Genomic DNA, 20,326 nt, shown 5'->3' with positions numbered 1-20,326 from the left:
TTGCATATTTTTGTTTTAAACACAACGAATTCCCATGTTACAGTTCTTATTTTGGTGCAGTTTATTATTGGTCTTATATACTTATGTTGGTTATGCTCTGGTTATTTTTCTATTAGCAAAATATAGACCTTATAAAGCGAATGTAGCGTTCGAATCTTGGAAAGAAGACGAACTTCCCGAAGTTAGCCTCTTTATTGCGGCATATAATGAGGCTGATATTATTGCAACAAAGATGTTAAACTGTAGAGCTTTAACTTATCCTGCACATAAATTGACTATTGTTTGGGTTATTGACGGTAGTACAGACAGTAGCGAAAGGATATTGGAGCAGTATCCCGACGTAAAGCTTGTAAGTTCTCCGTTGCGTAAAGGAAAAACCGCTGCGATCAACCATGGCATGGAATACGTCAATACGCCGATTGTTGTCTTCAGTGATGCCAACTGTTTACTGAATACCGATGCATTGATGCTGATGGTCAACCAATTTAACGATCCCAGTATCGGCTGTGTATCGGGTGAAAAAAGGGTTGCCTTTACCGATGGTGATACCATATCCTCCAAAGGCGAGGGGACGTACTGGAAGTATGAATCGCTGTTAAAAAAACTAGATTATGAATATTATTCTACTGTAGGTGCTGCGGGAGAGCTTTTTGCTATTCGTACCTCACTATTTACGGTTATGCCCGAAGATACGCTATTGGACGATTTTATGCTCTCTATGGGGATTGCGAAAAGCGGTTATCGCATTGCCTATACACCTAACGCCTATGCTGTGGAGTCTGGTTCACTCAATATGGAAGAAGAAGCGAAACGGAAACGCAGAATTGCAGCAGGCGGTTGGCAATCGATCAAGAGGCTGTTACCATTACTGAATGTGTTTACTTACGGTAAATTAAGTTTCCAGTATATTTCCCATCGGGTGCTACGCTGGTCGGTGACACCATTTGCATTATTTGCTCTATTGCCATTATCGCTTATTATTGCGGTAGGATATCTGTCACCTTATAATGTGTTTTATGTCATTTTTGTCGCTCAGGTAGTTTTTTACCTTTGCGCGGGCATTGGATATCTGCAGCGCGATCATCCACATGTGTCAAAGTTGTTTTATGTCCCCTATTATTTTATATTTATGAATATAAATGTCCTATTGGGGATTTACTACCTATTGAGTAAGCAACACCGTGGCGGATGGGAAAAATCGCGACGGAAATAAATTAGCGAACATCATGGAGCAAAGAGCATTACATCACTTAAAATATTTGGAAAAGATCTTAGATCTTACCAGCGATACCTTATTCCTGATCGATCAGGACAATGTATGTGCCGATGCTATTATTAAAACTGATAATCCGATCATCAATTCGCGGATCCAGCTGGTTGGGAGTAATTTTCTTGATCTATTACCAGCTTACACCTCGAAGCTTATAGCACATGAATTTGCGAAATGTCGTGAAACGGGAGATACTTCTAACCTGAATTACGATTTACCAACAGAAGATCAGACATATTACTTCAAATTTATCATACATAAATTCGACGAGATGCATCTGCTGTGTCAATACCGTGATATCACACAACGCAGCAATATGAAAAATCGGCTCAAAAGCGCTTTAAAAGCACAGCTTGAAGTGGGGAAAGTTGCGAAGATCGGACATTGGCGCTTTAATTCAAAAGAGCAGGAATTTCTACACACAGGATATTCCAATCTTTTACGGATGAATCTACTCAATACCAAAATTACTTCCATGACGGAGCTTCTAGAGGCTATTCATCCTGATGACCGCAAGAAAATGCGTGATTTTGTGAACCAGGAGCGTACGGAATTCGGTACATTGGAATACCGTATGGTTCTTCCCGATGTGCCGATCACCTATATCCGTGCGACTAAATATGCTCGCTACCTTGAAAATGAACATTGGATTATTGATGGCTTTTCGCAGAATGTGAGTGATTTCATGAAAAACAGAAATGAATTGGAAATGGTGCTGGCTGTTGTTCATAATGCGCCATATAGTATTTTTGCATGCCATATCGATGGCCAATTAGCATTTGCCAATAAGGCCTGTCGCCAGCAGAATGGTCTGGATGAAGATGAAGAAATCGGGCATATGGTGGTCTATGAAAATCTAAAAAACTTTAATTCAAAAGTAGAATGGGAGGGATTTCTGCAAAAAGTACAAGATGCTTCCGGTTATCTGCAGTACAGATGTGATATTCCTTACCCAGAGATGGATATCATTGGTTCAGAATGCAGTTCACTAATTATTAAAAATGGTAATGGCGACAATATTGTCTGGACCATTCAGCGGGATATTTCCGATCAGATCAGGTATGAAGAGCAACTGCTGCGGTCCAAGGAGACAGCAGAAGAGTCTGAAAAATTGAAATCGGCTTTTATTTCCAATATGAATCATGAGATCCGCACGCCATTGAGTGCGATTATTGGCTTCGGAAATATCATTGCTGAAACACCGGATCCCGAATTGCGGAAAGAGTATGGACAGATTTTGACCACCAATAGTAGTCAGCTTTTGAGGCTCGTGTCAGATGTATTGGAAATGTCGCAGATGGAAGCGGGTAAAGTTCGCTTTGAATCCGCCCCCGTCTCGCTTAAAGGAATTTTTAATGAGCTTTCTTTAAGTTTTGTACCTTCCGACGAGCTGCCTGATCTTTTTTTTGATATACCTCAAAAAGAAGTTGTTGCCTATTTAGATCGTGGTCGGGTCATGCAGGTTTTGGTCAATTTGATCAATAACAGCATGAAGTTTACACCTGCAAAAGGTGCCATTCATGTTGGCTATACCCTGCAGGAGGATACTGTCGAATTTTATGTCAGAGACAATGGAATTGGAATTGCCAAAGAATTACAGGAATCGATCTTTAATCGTTTTTTTAAAGTCAATGAATCGGATAAAGGCAGTGGCTTAGGTTTATCGATCTGTAAGGGAATTGTCGAGCAGATGAATGGTACGATCTGGGTAGAGTCTGAAGAAGGGGCAGGAACCACCTTTACTATTAGGCTTCCTTTTAATACCTCAACTGCATTGTAAAAAAATAAATGAAAAACTATTCTGAGCCTCAGCCTGTACCTATAGGTACATTATTTTTCAAAGTTGCCTGTATTTTATTGATGGTCGTTACATCATTGTCTTTTATGGCACTTTATGTCCCTCCGGAGGTTTTTGTTCTTTTCCAATGGATAGGAGTCTTATTGCCACTATTGTTGCTCTGTAATTTATTATTTTTATTAATCTGTTTATATAAAAGGACTTGGTATAGTATTTGTCCGATTATTGCTTTATTGGCAAACTTTCATTATTACCCGCACAAATTTCAGATGCATCATCAGGAAAAAGAAAATGCATCCGAGATTAAGTTTGCGACCTACAATGTTCACGAATTTAAGATGATCTATAATATATCCTCCATTGAACAGATAGCGGCATATTTATTCACCAATAAGGTGAATACCCTATGTTTGCAGGAGGTGCCTGAAGATTATACAATTGCAGAACTTAAGAACAAATTTCCGAGTTTGCCTTATGTGGTTGTAACCGGAGGGAAGAGCAAAGAGCATCAACTTGCCATTTTAAGCAGCTATCCTTTAGATTCTATCGCTACAATATCCTTTCCTGAACGACCTAATTGTGCTTTATTTGCCGATATGACAGTCAATAATGAGAAAATACGTATTGGAAATTTCCATTTGCAGACGACCAATTGGAATCAGGTAAAAGGTAATCTGATAAATCCGAAAAATACATCAAGCAGTTGGGCCGATGCATTAGGTACCATCTCTTCCAACTTTAAATTCCGGGGGCGACAAGTCGATTCTTTAAGACATGTATTGGACCGTTCACCCCATCCTTTGATCATTAGCGGCGATTTTAACAATACTCCCGTTTCCTATGGTTATAAAACCATCAAAGGTGATTTAAAAGATGCTTATCGCGAGGCCGGTAATGGCTATGGATATACTTACCGTTATTTTATGAAGCTTTTTAGAATTGATTTTGTACTTTATTCAGGAACAAAAATTCATGCTGAAAACTATCGTACAGGAAGCATTGACTTTAGTGATCATTTACCTGTTCTAGTGGATTTGGGTATACAATGATCGCAATTATAACATATTTGAGACAATAAAGATTTGTATAATAAATCATAGCAAATTATTATTTAAAAATGATACTTTAACAGTATCGAATTAATGAATCTAAAATTATATTTACAAATGGAATTACGTCTTGATCCGTACTATTGTATTAGTTGCAAATTGACCTATGGAAATTAATTTTTCGCATTATAATATCCTCATTGTAGAGGATTCAGAGATCAACCTTTTGATGTTGAAGCGTATTCTCGAAAGAGAGGGCTTTCGTGTGCTTTCCGCTAAGGATGAATTTGAGGCATTTGAAATTCTGCAGCAGGAAAGAATCGATTTGATATTGATGGATGTGATGTTGGGCGAGTCAAATGGCTATGATCTTACACTGCAGTTAAAATCAGTAGATGATTATCGTCATATTCCGGTGATATTTATTACGCATTTAAATTCCCCAGAAGATGTAGTACGTGGATTTGACAGCGGAGGAGTAGATTATGTTACTAAACCGTTCAATAAAATGGAGCTTTTGCAACGGATTAAACATCAGATCCGGATTCTCGCTTCCAATGAAACGATTAAAAGGCAGACAGAAGAACTTAAGGAGGCTATACAAAATCGGGATCGTATGTATGCAATTTTAGCACATGATCTGCGCAGCCCTATTTCATCGCTTAAAATGATTTTTAATATTTTGACGGTGCAGACTGAATCCGAAACGAACGGATATAGTGCCATGGTCACCACCGGGAACGATATCGCTGAACAACTTTTTAGTGTGCTGGACAATTTGCTGAAATGGACCAAATCAAGCCTTGGCATGCTCAGTTATATTCCCCAGCAACTTGATTTGAATGAGCTAATCTTGGGAGTCGTAGAGACCTTATCGCCAACTGCTAAATTGAAAAATATTGATTTGGATCTCGATTTAGAGGAAGGGTTAGAAATCTTTTTTGATGTGGATATCATGAAAAGCATCTTACGCAATTTATTGATCAATGCTGTCAAATTTAGCCATGATGATGCTATGATAAAATTACGCCTGTTTCAAGATCAGGAATGGGCTGTCGTTGAAGTCATCGATACAGGAGTTGGTATGAGTGCGGAAGTTCAGGAACATTTGCATCGGCAGGTTTCTAGGCAGGGATCAGTAACACCCATGCACGATCAAGGTAAAGGACTTGGTTTATGGGTTGTTTACCATTTTATTCACAGTCACGGTGGTGCATTCTTTTTTGAATCTGAGGAGCACAAGGGATCACGTTTTGGCTTTAAAGTTAAGTTGGTCAACAACTAAAGAAGCACAAGGTTGTTTTCCTGCACATGCACGGTATATCAAAGAATAAACCGTGCATGCAAAAGTTACATAATGCTTTTAAAATAAGCAATGGTCTTTATCAATCCTTCTTCCAATTGGATTTTAGGCTCCCAGTTTAATTTTGCTTTTGCCAGATCAATATCTGGTTTCCTTTGTTTAGGATCATCAGAAGGTAGAGGCTGAAAGATAATTTTAGATTTGGAGCCTGTCAGCGCGATTACCCTTTCCGCCAGTTCACGTATGCTGAATTCATTGGGATTTCCCATGTTAATGGGACCTATCGTTTCAACAGGGCTTTCCATCATTTTGATCATACCATCGATAAGATCATCTACATACTGAAAGCTTCTGGTCTGCGAACCATCTCCATAGAACGTAATATCTTGATTGTTTAGCGCCTGAATGATAAAGTTCGATACCACCCTTCCATCATTCGGATGCATGTTCGGGCCATAGGTATTAAATATTCTAATGATCTTTATTTTAACATCGTTCATGCGGTGATAGTCCATAAACAATGTTTCTGCACATCTTTTGCCTTCATCATAACAGGATCGGATGCCGATGGGGTTGACATTACCCCAGTATGATTCCGTTTGCGGATGGATGATCGGGTCACCGTAGACTTCGCTTGTAGAAGCCTGCAAGATTTTAATGTTTAACCTTTTTGCCAGTCCCAGCATATTGATGGCGCCCATCACTGAAGTCTTGACCGTTTTGATCGCATTAAACTGATAATGTATGGGCGACGCTGGACAAGCTAGATTATAAATTTCGTCCACTTCGATAAAGTAAGGCATAGTCACATCGTGCCTGATCGCTTCAAAGTATGGGTTTGATAATAGTGGCGCTATATTTTCTTTAGATCCCGTAAAATAATTATCCAAAGAAATCACCTCGTTGCCTTCATCCAGCAGTCTTCTGCATAAGTGCGAGCCGATAAAACCCGCCCCACCAGTTATCAATATTCTCTTTTTCATGGATCTCTTTTTTATAAAAAGTTGAACATTACGAAGATATAGATCTCACCGTTGTCTGACAAATTTATTCCTCCTCTTATTGAAATTTAGTAAATAAATGAGTAATTTCGACATCCATATAGCTGCTTTAATATCCTTATATTTTGTTGGTTAGGACTATTATGTCATTGTTGCTGTTTTACATATATATAAATGAGAGAAATTAAGAGAATAGCCTGTGTCGGGGCAGGTTATGTCGGTGGGCCGACGATGTCGGTTATTGCGCAGAAAAATCCACATATCACGATTACAGTTGTGGATTTAAATCAAGCTCGTATCGATGCGTGGAATGATCCAGATTTAAATAATTTACCGATATATGAACCCGGTTTAGATGCGGTTGTTGGTGAAGCCAGAGGGCGCAATCTTTTTTTCTCTACAGATGTGGATAAAGCGATTGCAGAGGCAGATATGATCTTTATTTCGGTCAATACGCCCACCAAAACATATGGTAAAGGAAAAGGACAGGCTGCCGATTTAAAATACATTGAATTGTGTGCCCGTCAGATTGCACGAGTTGCAAAAGACGATAAAATTGTTGTTGAAAAATCTACTTTACCTGTCCGCACGGCAGCAACATTGAAGAGTATATTGGATAATACCGGAAACGGCGTCAATTTTCATATTCTATCCAATCCTGAATTTTTGGCAGAAGGTACCGCAATACCCGATCTGCATCATCCGGACCGTGTACTGATCGGCGGTGAAGATATTAGGGCTATTGAAGCTTTGGTACAGATCTATGAAGCTTGGGTACCCCGGGAACGTATATTGACCACTAACCTGTGGTCATCCGAATTATCCAAATTAGTGGCAAATGCCTTTTTAGCACAGCGCGTCTCTTCCATTAATGCCATTTCCGAATTATGTGAAGTGACAGGGGCCAATGTCGATGAAGTGTCGCGTGCCATTGGTTATGACTCCCGGATTGGATCTAAGTTCTTGAAGGCATCTGTCGGGTTTGGTGGTTCCTGTTTTCAGAAGGATATTTTAAATCTCGTTTATATCGCCCGTTCTTACAACTTAACTGCTGTGGCCGATTATTGGGAACAGGTCATTTTATTAAATGATCATCAGAAAGAACGGTTTGCACAGCATATCATTAAGACCATGTACAATACGGTCAATGGTAAGAAAATCGTGTTTTTAGGCTGGGCCTTTAAAAAAGATACCAATGATACCCGCGAGTCAGCAGCCATTTATGTGGCCGATCATTTATTAGAAGAAGAAGCGGAGATTGTTGTTTACGATCCTAAGGTGTCTGCTGAGCAGATCTACCGTGATTTGGATTACTTGGGCACGCGTTCTCCATCGGAAAACCGTCGGTTATTGACTGTTGTCAGCGATCCTTATGAAGCATTGGCGGAGGCACATGCTGTCGCGATATTGACCGAGTGGGATGAATTTAAGCATTATGATTGGAGTAAAGTAAAAGATAAAATGAAAAAACCATCCTTTGTATTTGATGGACGTAAGATTTTGAATAGTAAAGATTTGCAGGATCTAGGTTTTCAATATTATGCTATTGGCGAGTAATCGTTGCAGTATCAAGTATATCATAGTATTAAAGACGCGTTTATCGCGTCTTTTTTTGTTTATAAGCATTTTCGTCTTGCTAGTTTCATCGAAACTTAATTTTAAAGGAAAGTACAGTTCACTTTTGAGGCCTACATTTGTGCTATTCGAAATGTCGCTTACGTGATTTTAAAAGGGTATCCAAAATTGATCTAATTAATCTGTTAAAATTCATACGATGTGGCTTTTGATTACGTTATTATATGCAAATCATGTTTACTATATGCAAAACCATTTTGAGCATTATGGTGTTACTGTTTACAACCCTTAACCTTTACCCACAATGATTATTGTAATTATTTTAATTGTATTATTTTTATTTGGCAGTTATTACTTTTGGATAGCAAAGCAGGCAAAACAACGACTAGCACAGCACGGAGCTTTATCGGTCAGTTATCTTTTTCAAGAGCGGCCGGGACAGTACAGTGGCGATCGTAGTGTAAAAAGCGGTGTTATTGTGATCCATACCAGCAGCAATGATCAAAAATTAAAGCATGCTACACTAAAAAGTGTCAATTTAAAACACGCTGATATCAATATACAGCTTGATCAGTCTTTATCACTTCCTTTTCAGTATAATAGTTTAACGCAACCTGAGGTATCCATCCGTTATAAAGTATTGGATAAGGATATTAGCGCCTTAGACCTGACCGGGGTACTCACGACTATTTCCGGGAAATTACATTTTGAAGGGGGCAAGACGAAAACTTTTCGAGTGGTGGTGCCTATATCAGGTTTATACCAAGAACAAGTGGAAAATTGATTTTTAATAATAAAATAAGCTGAAAACCTCATTTTAGCTTGTTTTGCTTGGATACTGTGGTTGATTGTTCATAAAATCTTATTACTTTTGATGCTAATCCCTTAATTATCGTTAAGGGGCTTTAAGCTGTTAAGAAATATTTTGCTCATATTATGAATAAAACGATCCTAATTACAGGTGGAGCGGGTTTTATAGGTTCCCATGTAGTACGAAATTTTGTTACGAAATATTCGGATTACCATATTGTCAACTTAGATGCTTTGACCTATGCCGGGAATCTCGAAAACTTACGGGATATCGAAGAAAAATCGAATTATACCTTTGTTAAGGCCGATATTACCGATGCTTTGGATATGTTTCGTGTTTTTGAACAATATAAACCCGATGGTGTCATCCATTTAGCAGCAGAATCCCATGTTGACCGTTCCATTGCAGATCCTACTGCATTTGTGATGACTAATGTGATCGGTACAGTTAATTTATTGAACGCTGCGCGCAAGATCTGGAAAGACGATTTTACGGGTAAACGTTTTCATCATGTTTCTACCGATGAGGTATTTGGTGCATTAGGGGCAGAGGGTCTGTTTACAGAAGAAACGGCTTACGATCCGCATTCACCTTATTCAGCGTCGAAAGCAAGTTCCGATCATTTTGTTCGGGCTTATCATGATACCTATGGTTTACCTATCGTTTTGACCAATTGTTCCAATAACTATGGTCCCAATCATTTTCCTGAGAAATTGATTCCCTTATGTATTCATAATATATTAAACAATCAACCATTACCGATCTATGGTGATGGTAAATATACACGTGACTGGTTATTTGTTATCGATCATGCAACGGCCATTGATCTTGTTTTTCACGAAGGTAAGAATGGTGGTTCATATAATATCGGTGGGTTTAATGAGTGGCAGAATATTGATTTGGTAAAAGAGTTATGTAAACAGGTCGATGAGAAATTAGGCCGTCCAGCAGGTACAGCAGAGCAACTGATTACTTTCGTTAAAGACCGCCCTGGGCATGACCTACGTTATGCTATTGATGCGACTAAGATTAATAAAGAGTTAGGCTGGTACCCTTCTGTAACCTTTGAAGAAGGTCTTTCCAAAACAATCGATTGGTTCTTGAACAACAAGGAATGGTTAGAAAGTGTTACTTCCGGAGATTACCAAAAATATTACGATAAACAGTATAAGGATTAAGAAGTGACCGAGTAACAAGTAACGAAGTAACAAGTAAAGAAGTGACGAGTACTAGGTCACTAAAAATAACGACGTTACTAGTTCACTATCGTTACTATGTCACTAAAAAAATAAACCATGAAATTTACCGAAACTAAATTAAAAGGCTGTTTTATTTTAGAACCGACAGTCTTTGAAGACGAAAGAGGATACTTTTTTGAAGCCTTTAATGATCAAAAGTTCGAACAGATTATAGGATCAAAATCAATTTTTGTTCAAGATAACCAATCCCAATCCCAGTATGGCGTAGTACGTGGACTACATATGCAAACAGGAGAACATGGGCAAGCTAAATTAGTGCGTGTTTTGGAGGGTCGAGTTTTGGATGTTGCAGTCGACGTTCGTCCAGGTTCTGCTACTTATGGTCAGTATGTAGAAGTCGAACTATCTGCTATAAATAAAAGACAACTGTATGTTCCACGTGGATTTTTACATGGATTTTCGGTATTGTCAGAAAATGCTGTGTTTTTCTACAAGTGCGATAATCATTATCATAAAGTAGCAGAAGACGGCGTTCATCCGTTAGATAGAGAGCTAGGTATTGATTGGCAGATACCTCGGGAAGAGATGATTCTTTCTGTGAAAGATGAAGAGGCGCAGTCTTTTATGGTATTTAAAGAAAAAAATGGAATCGGTTAGTCAAAAAAAGCGTATTGTTATTACGGGGGCATCCGGACAGCTAGGTCAAGAATTGAAAGTGCTGTTGGATCAGGATGTATCGAAAGAATGTTTTTTCTTGGATCGAAAACAGCTTCCATTGGATCAGATTTCGATTATTCAGGATATACTAAGTATGTATCAGCCCGATTTGATTATTCATGCGGGAGCATATACTGCCGTCGATCAGGCAGAATCAGATATAGATCTTGCCAATCAGGTTAATCATTTGGCTAGTGAGGAGATTGCGTTGTATTGTCGTTTGCATAGTACAAAATTGATCGCGATTTCAACCGATTATGTCTTTGATGGTAGCTCAAGTGTAGCATTAACAGAGGATGCTGCAGTGAATCCAATTAATGTCTATGGTGCAACAAAGTTAAAAGGAGAGCAGGCCATACAGAAATGGTGTCCCGAGGCGATTATCATTCGAACTTCATGGGTATATTCCTCTTTTGGAAAAAACTTTGTAAAAACCATGCTGCGTCTGCTGTCCGAGCGTGAGTCGATTTCTGTTATTAACGATCAGATCGGTTCTCCGACCTCAGCACAAGATTTAGCACAGGCAATTGTGGATATTGTGAATTCAGATAAATGGAGTGGCGGTGTTTATCACTATAGCAACGAAGGCGAAATCAGCTGGTATGATTTTGCTGTAGCGATCAGGGATATTAAAGGTTTGAACTGTGAGATACAGGCGATACCGACAACAGCATACCCTACACCTGCAAAAAGACCAAGGTATTCGCTATTAGATAAAACGAAAATCAAAGCAACATTCGGAGTCGAAGTGCCATTTTGGAAAGATAGCCTAGTGAGATGTTTGGATAACGAAGAGTTAAAGTAACAAAGTAAACTAGTGACGGAGTAACAGAATTATCAAGTCACGAAAGTAACAATGTGAAGAGGAGGTGAAGAAGTAATCGAAAGATATAATCACTAAAATATAAGAGATGAGAAGTCATAAAGATTTAATTGTGTATCAACGTTCACTTTTATATGTTAAAAGTATATATGATTTATCTCATGATTTTCCTGAGGTGGAAAAATTTGGTTTAACCAGTCAAATTCGAAGAGCTGCCGTTTCAGTTCCAAGTAATATTGCAGAAGGAGCTGCGAGAAGATCTGCTAAAGAATTTCTCCAATTTTTATATATTGCTTTGGGTTCATTGAGTGAAATTGAAACCCAAATTGAAATAGCTAAATTATTAGGGTATACAATTGTCATTGATTCAGCTTTAGAAGAAAATGTTCAGATAAGAAGAATGCTGTTGAAATTAATAGAAAATATTAAAAATAAAATATAAAAGTATTGCGTCACTACTTTACTAGTCACTATGTTACTAAGAAAAACTACGTCACTAAAAAAGACTGCGTCACTACTTTACTAGTCGCTATGTTACTAAGAAAAACTACGTCACTAAAAAAGACTGCGTTACTACTTTACTAGTCACTACGTCACTAATTACTACGTCACTAAAATTAAAAAAATGAAAGGAATTATACTAGCAGGAGGATCAGGAACACGTTTACACCCAATGACATTGGCTGTAAGCAAGCAGTTGATGCCGGTATATGATAAACCGATGATTTATTATCCCTTATCCACTTTAATGTTGGCGGGAATCAATGAGATCTTAATTATTTCGACACCGCAAGATTTACCACAATTCCAAAGACTTTTGGGTGATGGTTCGCAACTTGGATGTAGATTTGAGTATATCGAACAACCTAGCCCAGATGGTTTGGCGCAAGCGTTCATTTTGGGAGAAGGATTTATAGGCAACGATAAAGTGGCGTTAATCTTGGGCGATAATATTTTCTATGGTTCAGGAATGTCTAAATTATTGCAGTCATGTGTTGATATTGAAGGTGGGATGGTCTTTGCCTATCAAGTGAACGATCCCGAGCGTTATGGGGTTGTTGAATTTGATGAGAATAAAAAAGCAATTTCGATAGAGGAGAAACCTGTAGTGCCAAAATCAAATTTTGCTATCCCAGGTTTATATTTCTACGATAATGAGGTGGTAGCAATTGCAAAACAAATTAAACCATCTCCTAGGGGAGAATTAGAAATTACCGATATCAATAAAGTCTATTTGGAGCGTGAGAAACTTAATGTGGCTGTTTTTGATCGGGGTACCGCTTGGTTAGATACGGGAACAATTCAATCCCTTATGCAGGCCGCCCAGTTTGTTCAGGTCATCGAGGAGCGACAGGGGATGAAGATCGGAGCGATTGAAGAAGTAGCTTATCGTATGGGCTATATTGATAAAGAGCAATTATTAAAAATTGCTGAACCGCTGCGTAAATCAGGTTATGGTGAATACCTGTGCCTCTCAATTAAATAAATTTACCTATTTTTGTGAAAATTTCAAATTAGAATGAAAAGAGTGATATTGTTGTTGTGTGTGATGAGTCTTTTGGGATCGATTCATGCACAAACTAATCCAGCAAATATAAAAGTTGACGATTTAACAGATGCGCAAATTGAGCAGTACTTAAAACGAGCTGAACTGATGGGCTATGGTGAAGGTCAGTTGGATGGATTTGCGCGCGCACAAGGTGTTTCTGCGGTTGAAACTCAAAAGCTGAAAGACCGCTTGCAAAAGATTAAAAGAAATAAACAACAACCAAAAGGAGTACAGAATTACCAAAATAACACACGCTTCACTACGAGTCGTCAGGTAAATGGTGTATCCCAAACAGATTCTTTAAAAAGTAATAAAAATAGTCAGGATTCTTTAAAAATTGATGACGGTAAGCTTAAAATTTTTGGCTCCGATTTATTTAGGAACAGTGAAATAACTTTCGAGCCAAATTTAAGAATGGCAACTCCAAGTTCCTATATTATTGGACCTGACGATGAAATTTTATTGGATATTACAGGAGATAATGAGGCATCATATAAATTGCCAGTTAATCCAGACGGAACCATTACAGTTGAATATGTTGGTAAAGTAGCTGTATCGGGATTATCGATTGCGGCAGCAAAAAGTAAAATTCAGCAGCGTTTGAGTGGAACCTATCCGGCCATTCGTTCAGGTCAGACACATGTCGATGTCAACATTGGTAATATCCGTAGCATCCGGATTACACTAACAGGTGCTGTTACAAAACCGGGTACTTATACTTTACCGTCATTAGCAACCGTATTCAATGCGCTATATGCCTCAGGCGGTCCTAGTGAAAAGGGAACTTTCCGTCAGATACAGGTCGTTCGCAACAATCAGGTTGTTACGACTATTGACTTATATGACTTTTTAGCGAATGGCATCCAACGCGGAAATATCCGTTTACAAGATCAGGATATTATCCATATTCCGGTTTATGGTAGCCGGGTACAATTTGAAGGCGAAGTCAAACGTCCAGCTATTTTTGAAACCGTATCTGGTGAATCATTATTGGATTTAGTTAAATATGCTGGTGGATTTAGTGAAAATGCATACACTGCAAAGGTCAAAGTATTGCAAAAGACAAATAGAGAACGTAGTGTCAAAGATATTTATGCCGATCAATTTGCTGATTATAGTCCCAAAGCAGGTGATCAATTTATCGTAGAGCCAATCTTGGAGCGCTTTGCTAACCGTGTTAGTGTTTTAGGAGCAGTCTTTCGTCCAGGCTTATATGGAATGGAACCAGGAATGACTCTGAAGCAATTATTAGAACAAGCAGATGGCGTACGTGAAGATGCCTTTTTGGAAAGAGGAATTATCAATAGATTGAGAGCAGACAATACGGCAGAATTGATTAATTTCAATGTTCGGGAAGTGTTGGCAGGAACAGTAGGTGATATTCCATTAAAAAGAGAAGACAAGATTGAGATTGCCTCAATTTTTGACCTACGGGACGAATATAAATTCACTCTACAGGGAGAAGTTCGTTTACCTGGAGATTTTCCTTTTGCAAGCAATGCGACATTAGGAGATCTGATCCAAAAGGCTGGCGGTCTGAATGAATCCGCTAAAAATGCACGAATTGAAATTGCACGACGGTTAAATAGTCGTGAAGTAGCAGATCCCACTTCGTCACAAACGATTGTGGTTGATATTAATGATGGTATTGTATCGGATTTAAGTATAGCATTGCAACCCTATGATGTGATTACCGTTTTAGGCGATGCCGGTTTCCGAACACAAAGACAGGTGAAGATTGAAGGTGAGGTTTTATTCCCAGGAATTTATACCATTTCGAGAGAAGATGAGCGTATTTCAGATATCATTAAACGCGCTGGTGGATTGACTTCTTATGCGTATACCGAAGGCGCTTCACTGAAGCGTACCGGTGAATCAAAATTAAAAGCCGAAGAAAAGAAAGAGAAAGAACGCTTAGAAAAAGAATTGTATAAGGCGAGTTTGCAAGATGGCGATACTTTAGATAGTTTTAGCAGCGATATTAAACAAGCAAATGTTGATGTTAAAACAAAAAATAAAGCATTAGCGAAAGTTTCACAACAAGGTGTTTCAGCCCCAGATATTGAACCAAGTGATTTAGTCGGAATTGAGTTAAATAAAATTCTGGCAAATCCTTACCAACGAGGAGATTTATTAGTATTAGATGGAGATATTATCACTGTGCCTAAAGAATTGGAAACGGTTAAAGTAATGGGTGAAGTGTTAAATCCCAATAATGTCGTATATGTGAAAGGTAAAAGCTTAAAATACTATGTTAATCAAGCTGGAGGATTTACCGACAATGCCTTAAAGAAACGTGTTTTTGTGCAGTATGCCAATGGAGCAGTTAAAGGAAAAGATGGCGGTTATCCCGAAGTAAAACCAGGAGCAGAGATTGTGGTGCCTAAACGCGCACCACGTGAGAAAATGAATGTACAAGCGTGGGTGGGGTTAGGTACAGGTATTGCTTCTTTAGCAGCCATTATTGTCAGTCTTTTAAGATAAATTATGATTGAGACAAATACTTCGCATGAAATTAGTTTAAAAGAGCTTATTCTAAAAATACAAGATTGGTTTAAGTTTTTATTTTCTAAATGGTATATTTTCCTAATAGCCATTATTTTTGGCTACGGTATAGGTTATTATTATGAAAGTAGGAAACCAATAAAATACACCGCTTCTACATCATTTATTTTGGAGGGTGAAGGTTCCGGGCAATCGAGCTTGCCCGCATTAGGAGCACTTTTAGGAAGTGATTTCTTAGATCGTGGATCTAATAGTTTATTTCAAGGTCAAAGTCTTATTGAATTATATAAATCAAGAGCTATTTTAAAAGAAGTATTATTATCTCCAATGGATGACGATAGCTCAACATTGATAATTCAGAAACTTTTTTTAATAAATGAAAAGTTAAAAGAAAAAGTTTCAGAGCCGAATAAAATCTTATTATCTAAAAAAGATTTTCTATTAAACCCCCAAATTGAAAATTTAAGAACTAGGGATAGTATAATTCAAGGAGCAATTAAAACCATTAATGGTGGTTACTTTTCCGTAGATTATCCTAATTCCCGAGCAAGTATTATTCAGGTAGATGTTCATGCTGAGGATGAAATTTTTGCGAAAACATTCAATCACTATTTAGTTAGTAAGGTGAATGATTTATACATGGAAATTAAAGCTGGTAAATCATATGAAAATGTTAAAGTTTTGCAAAAAAAAGTTGATTCTGTTAGGCATGTAATGGTAAGTTCACTCTCAAGAGTTGCTGTTTCACAAGATCAAACTCCAAATTTGAACCCAACAAAAGTAGCTATTAGAGCTATTCCGACCCAAAGTGCCCAGATGACTATTGAGGCAACAAAGGGAGTATATGCAGAGTTTAACAAGAATCTTGAAATGGCAAAATTAGGACTGAGTAAGGATGCTCCATTAATTAAAGTTATTGATGAGGCGACATATCCTTTAACGAAGAACATTCCTGATAAAAATAAAAAGGGAATCATTTTTTCTTTAGGTTTGTTCTTTTTATCGATAATATTCATGTCTCTATTATATATTTATAGATTATTAATGAAGGAAGTTTAAAGTCATATATTAAAGTTACAAATTGACTGAATTCAAAAGTTATGAGTGACCTACTAGTTATTAAATAATGAAAAGGTCAGGATTTATATTTGATGTCGAAAGATATTAATCAAGAAAAAAAAATGAAAGAGTTGGATTTTAAATATTATAAAATTGGAGAATAGAACTATTGAAAAGGAAACGAAGTGGGATGAAGTTATTAATTCCGATACTCAATTATTTGATCTAAAGTTACGAGAAGTTTGGAATTATAGAGACTTAATAGGACTGCTTGTTAAGCGTGATTTTGTGACTTCATTTAAGCAGACCGTGTTAGGGCCAATTTGGTTTTTTATTAACCCACTCCTAACCTCAGCCATTTATGTGATTATCTTTACAGTTATAGCTCGGATTTCTACAGATGGTATTCCACCCATATTATTTTATTTATCTGGGATTACTTTATGGAATTTTTTTTCATCTGCGTTAACAATTACATCTAATGTATTTACTTCAAATGCCGATGTGTTTGGAAAAGTATATTTTCCTAGGTTGGTTATGCCTTTGTCTATTTTAATTTCGAGGCTAATTCAATTTGGGGTTCAAATGCTCTTATTTTTATGCTTTTGGGTATATTATTGGATGCAAGGAATTGTTGAACCCAATCTTTGGCTTTTGATGCTACCTTATTTTATTCTATTATGTTCTGTAATAGCGATGGGTTTAGGTTTAATTTTTTCTAGTCTAACAACAAAGTACAAGGATATTGCAATGCTTTTAACATTTTGCATCCAATTATGGATGTATGCCACACCTGTTATTTATCCATCCTCCATTATGCCTGCTTCTATTAAACCTTATTTAGAATTAAACCCTTTATTAGGGATTTTTGAGGGATTCAAATATGCATTTTTAAATAATGGATATTTTGATGCTTCCATGCTAATATACCCAAGCTTATTTGCTTTGGTTATTTTAGTTTTTGGAGTATTGATCTTTAATAAGGTTGAAAAATCTTTTATGGATACAGTTTAATAGTAAAGAATAATGAGTAAGAATATAATTTTAGATGTAGAAAACGTTTCCAAGCAATATCGTTTGGGTATGGTGGGAACTGGTACTTTGTCGCATGATCTTAATCGTTGGTGGGCAATTGTTCGAGGTAAAGAAGATCCATATCTAAAAATAGGAGAAACCAATGATCGAACTAAAAAGGGATTTTCTGATTATGTATGGGCATTAAAAGATGTAAATTTCCAGATTGAACAAGGAGATGCAGTAGGTATCATTGGTCGAAATGGTGCAGGAAAGTCAACTTTATTAAAATTATTAAGCCGTGTTACCAAACCCACTACTGGTAGTATTAAATATAAAGGACGAATTGCTTCACTTTTGGAAGTAGGTACAGGATTTCATCCTGAGATGACCGGTCGGGAGAATATTTATTTAAACGGTGCTATTTTAGGAATGACTAAAAAGGAAATCAACCGTAAGTTTGATGAGATTGTTGATTTTTCTGGTGTGGAACGATACATTGACACTCCAGTTAAACGATACTCTTCAGGAATGTACGTACGCTTGGCGTTTGCAGTAGCTGCGCATCTGGAATCTGAAATTTTGATTGTAGATGAGGTGCTAGCTGTTGGAGATGCTGAATTTCAGAGGAAATGTTTGGGAAAGATGAATGATGTTTCTAAAGGGGATGGACGTACTGTCCTTTTCGTAAGTCATAATTTAGCATCAGTAAAGCAACTTTGTAATACAGGTATTCTTATGGGAAATGGTACGATGAAAATGCAAGGTCCGATTCACGAAGTTTTAGGAGCTTATATTTCTTCCGAGAGCAAAGAGAAAGAAAAATTTCGATACATAGAGGATATAAATAAAAAGGCTCAAATTAAGAGCTTTCATTTGAAAAATAGCACTGGTAATGATTCTTTTGAGTTTGCAGACTCTGATTGTCTTCATATAGAAATGGATATTGTAGTTCGTGGTGCGTTGAGCGCGAGAGTTAATTTGGCAGTACTCGACAGATACGATAACGTTTTATTTGTATCGAGAAAACCATTGTATCAAGGTGATAATAATTTTAAAGTCAAATTAGATGGAGATGTGTTAATTCCTGATGACTACGTTATTTCTGTTGCAGTTGATACTCCCGCTGTTGAACTGTATGATGTTATTCCTAAAGGATTTAGTTTTAAAATTATAGATACAGGGAACGAAAGTCTACTATATGGGGATAAAGAAAATGGTATTTTTATTTCTCCATTTAAATGGGAAAATTCATGAAGAATATTTTGCTAATATCAACAGGTGATTCAGGTGGTGCATATGAAGCTATGTATAAATTGAGTCAAATATTGATCGCATCTGGCCAATATGTTAAAATGTTAGTCAAGCATAAAACAAAGGATGATTCTTTTATTGTACCTTATCGTTATCCTGAGAATGTTTGGCATTCGCTTGATCGTGTATTCAATAAAATTGGAAAGCATTTAAATTTTAAGCATGATAAATTTTCAACTGCGGCAACAGATCCAAAGTATAGTTTTATTAGCTTGAATGAGAGTGAAGTAAATCTTGACTGCGTGGAAGTTTTGAAGCAAATAGAATTTGAACCTGATTTTATCTTTACAGGGATGACCAATAATTTTTGTAATTCCACAGATTATTATAATCTCGTGCGAGCTACTGGAGCACAACTTTACAATGTTACAGTTGATATGAATCATTTCACCGGAGGCTGTCATTTTGCTTGGGATTGTATGGGTTATATAACAGGATGTGATACACAATGTCCTGCGATCATTGACAAGCAGTTTGCAGATCAGGCACAAAAAAATTTTGAAGTAAAGTTTAAGAATGCAAAAGCGGGTAATTTTAAGATCCTCAGTGGTTCCGGGCATACTTTAAATCAAGCCCGTCTGTCAAAAATATATAAAAATCAAAGCGAAATTGAGAATATTAACAGTTTAATAGATACAGAGTTACTAAACCCCAAAAATAGGGAACATTCTAAATTTATTTTTGATTTTGACCCAGATAAATTTTACATCCTTACAGGAGCTCAAAATATGAATGATCCACGTAAGGGTTTCTGCTATTTGCTAGAATCTTTGCAGATTTTATCGCAAACGTTACCTTTTGAAATAAAAGAAAGAATTGTAATTGTTGTTGTCGCAAAGAAAAAAACCTCAGACTTTGATAAAATAGATTTTGAAAAGGTTTATCTGGATTATATTAAAGATTACAGATTATTGGCTCAATTATATAAAAGCGTTGATCTATTTGTCAATACCTCGGTTGAAGACTCAGGACCTATGATGGTTTCCGAAGCCTTAGCCTGTGGGACACCTGTTGTAGGATTTGATACTGGAATACTGATAAATATGATTGAAAATGGGAATAATGGTTATAAAGTTGAAGTGAAAGATTCAGATGGGTTGGCACAGGCGATTAAAACAATTGTTTCATTATCAGAAGCCGAGTATCAGCGCATGTCTCAAAATGCCGTATTACAGGTTCAGCGTTATTCTTCTTTCGACTATGCTTCTTTTGTTTTAGAAAAGATATTAAAAGGAAAAAATTGAGATATTAATAATTTTTAAATGTCAATTAGTTTATAATAGTCTTTGTTTTGAATAATACATACGTTACCTATAAGAAGTTTAGTTTCAGATATACA

Annotated in this window: 17 protein-coding genes; 16 read left to right on the top strand and 1 reads right to left on the bottom strand. The window is 37.1% G+C overall.

The annotated features are described in order from the left end of the window. Nucleotides 1-34: 34 nt before the first annotated feature. The 4 genes from ACFS6I_RS18460 (at nt 35) to ACFS6I_RS18445 (ending at nt 5,402) form a co-directional block, all read left to right on the top strand. Complete coding sequence (locus ACFS6I_RS18460) at nt 35-1,213, top strand: glycosyltransferase family 2 protein (protein WP_380922858.1); 1,179 nt, start codon at nt 35-37, stop codon at nt 1,211-1,213. A gap of 13 nt (nt 1,214-1,226) precedes the next feature. Next, nucleotides 1,227-3,050: a PAS domain-containing sensor histidine kinase gene (locus tag ACFS6I_RS18455; RefSeq protein ID WP_380922856.1), complete on the top strand. Its 1,824-nt coding sequence runs from the start codon at nt 1,227-1,229 to the stop codon at nt 3,048-3,050. Nucleotides 3,051-3,058: 8 nt separating this feature from the next. Beyond that, a complete protein-coding gene (locus ACFS6I_RS18450; protein ID WP_380922854.1) occupies nt 3,059-4,117 on the top strand; it encodes an endonuclease/exonuclease/phosphatase family protein in 1,059 nt (352 codons plus the stop codon). Nucleotides 4,118-4,283: 166 nt separating this feature from the next. Next, nucleotides 4,284-5,402 (top strand): hybrid sensor histidine kinase/response regulator, encoded by a 1,119-nt coding sequence (locus tag ACFS6I_RS18445; protein WP_380922852.1) that lies wholly within the window; start codon nt 4,284-4,286, stop codon nt 5,400-5,402. A gap of 65 nt (nt 5,403-5,467) precedes the next feature. Here the strand turns inward: ACFS6I_RS18445 and ACFS6I_RS18440 are convergent, their stop codons facing one another. Next, nucleotides 5,468-6,403: a UDP-glucuronic acid decarboxylase family protein gene (locus ACFS6I_RS18440; RefSeq protein WP_380922850.1), complete on the bottom strand. Its 936-nt coding sequence runs from the start codon at nt 6,401-6,403 to the stop codon at nt 5,468-5,470. Nucleotides 6,404-6,595: 192 nt separating this feature from the next. On the opposite strand from ACFS6I_RS18440, the gene ACFS6I_RS18435 reads away from it, so the two are divergent. From ACFS6I_RS18435 to ACFS6I_RS18380, 12 genes are all read left to right on the top strand, one after another. Next, a complete protein-coding gene (locus ACFS6I_RS18435) occupies nt 6,596-7,978 on the top strand; it encodes a nucleotide sugar dehydrogenase (protein ID WP_380922848.1) in 1,383 nt (460 codons plus the stop codon). Nucleotides 7,979-8,300: 322 nt separating this feature from the next. Next, nucleotides 8,301-8,780 carry a hypothetical protein gene (locus ACFS6I_RS18430; RefSeq protein WP_380922846.1) on the top strand — a complete coding sequence of 160 codons (480 nt, stop codon included), beginning with the start codon at nt 8,301-8,303 and terminating at the stop codon, nt 8,778-8,780. Between the two features lie 152 nt (nt 8,781-8,932). Next, a complete protein-coding gene (gene rfbB / locus ACFS6I_RS18425; RefSeq protein WP_380922844.1) occupies nt 8,933-9,985 on the top strand; it encodes a dTDP-glucose 4,6-dehydratase in 1,053 nt (350 codons plus the stop codon). Nucleotides 9,986-10,102: 117 nt separating this feature from the next. Further along, nucleotides 10,103-10,663: a dTDP-4-dehydrorhamnose 3,5-epimerase gene (rfbC, locus tag ACFS6I_RS18420; protein WP_380922842.1), complete on the top strand. Its 561-nt coding sequence runs from the start codon at nt 10,103-10,105 to the stop codon at nt 10,661-10,663. Beyond that, nucleotides 10,650-11,528: a dTDP-4-dehydrorhamnose reductase gene (gene rfbD / locus ACFS6I_RS18415; protein ID WP_380922840.1), complete on the top strand. Its 879-nt coding sequence runs from the start codon at nt 10,650-10,652 to the stop codon at nt 11,526-11,528. Before rfbC ends, rfbD begins: the two co-directional genes overlap by 14 nt. Before the next feature lie 106 nt (nt 11,529-11,634). Then, nucleotides 11,635-11,988, top strand: coding sequence for a four helix bundle protein (locus ACFS6I_RS18410; RefSeq protein ID WP_380922838.1), 354 nt, complete (start codon nt 11,635-11,637; stop codon nt 11,986-11,988). Between the two features lie 183 nt (nt 11,989-12,171). Beyond that, nucleotides 12,172-13,032, top strand: a complete 861-nt coding sequence (gene rfbA, locus ACFS6I_RS18405; RefSeq protein WP_380922836.1) for a glucose-1-phosphate thymidylyltransferase RfbA — start codon at nt 12,172-12,174, stop codon at nt 13,030-13,032. Nucleotides 13,033-13,065: 33 nt separating this feature from the next. Continuing rightward, the gene (locus ACFS6I_RS18400; protein WP_380922834.1) at nt 13,066-15,579 is read left to right on the top strand and encodes an SLBB domain-containing protein; all 2,514 of its coding nucleotides are present in this window, start codon (nt 13,066-13,068) and stop codon (nt 15,577-15,579) included. Between the two features lie 3 nt (nt 15,580-15,582). After that, the gene (locus tag ACFS6I_RS18395; protein WP_380922832.1) at nt 15,583-16,659 is read left to right on the top strand and encodes a lipopolysaccharide biosynthesis protein; all 1,077 of its coding nucleotides are present in this window, start codon (nt 15,583-15,585) and stop codon (nt 16,657-16,659) included. A gap of 153 nt (nt 16,660-16,812) precedes the next feature. Beyond that, complete coding sequence (locus ACFS6I_RS18390) at nt 16,813-17,673, top strand: ABC transporter permease (protein WP_315401874.1); 861 nt, start codon at nt 16,813-16,815, stop codon at nt 17,671-17,673. Between the two features lie 12 nt (nt 17,674-17,685). Continuing rightward, the gene (locus ACFS6I_RS18385; RefSeq protein ID WP_380922830.1) at nt 17,686-18,930 is read left to right on the top strand and encodes an ABC transporter ATP-binding protein; all 1,245 of its coding nucleotides are present in this window, start codon (nt 17,686-17,688) and stop codon (nt 18,928-18,930) included. Then, nucleotides 18,927-20,231: a glycosyltransferase gene (locus ACFS6I_RS18380; RefSeq protein ID WP_380922828.1), complete on the top strand. Its 1,305-nt coding sequence runs from the start codon at nt 18,927-18,929 to the stop codon at nt 20,229-20,231. Before ACFS6I_RS18385 ends, ACFS6I_RS18380 begins: the two co-directional genes overlap by 4 nt. The last annotated feature ends 95 nt before the right edge of the window (nt 20,232-20,326 follow it).

Source organism: Sphingobacterium anhuiense (genome assembly GCF_042686355.1).
GTDB lineage: Bacteria > Bacteroidota > Bacteroidia > Sphingobacteriales > Sphingobacteriaceae > Sphingobacterium > Sphingobacterium anhuiense.
This window is presented reverse-complemented; position numbering and strand designations above follow the sequence as displayed.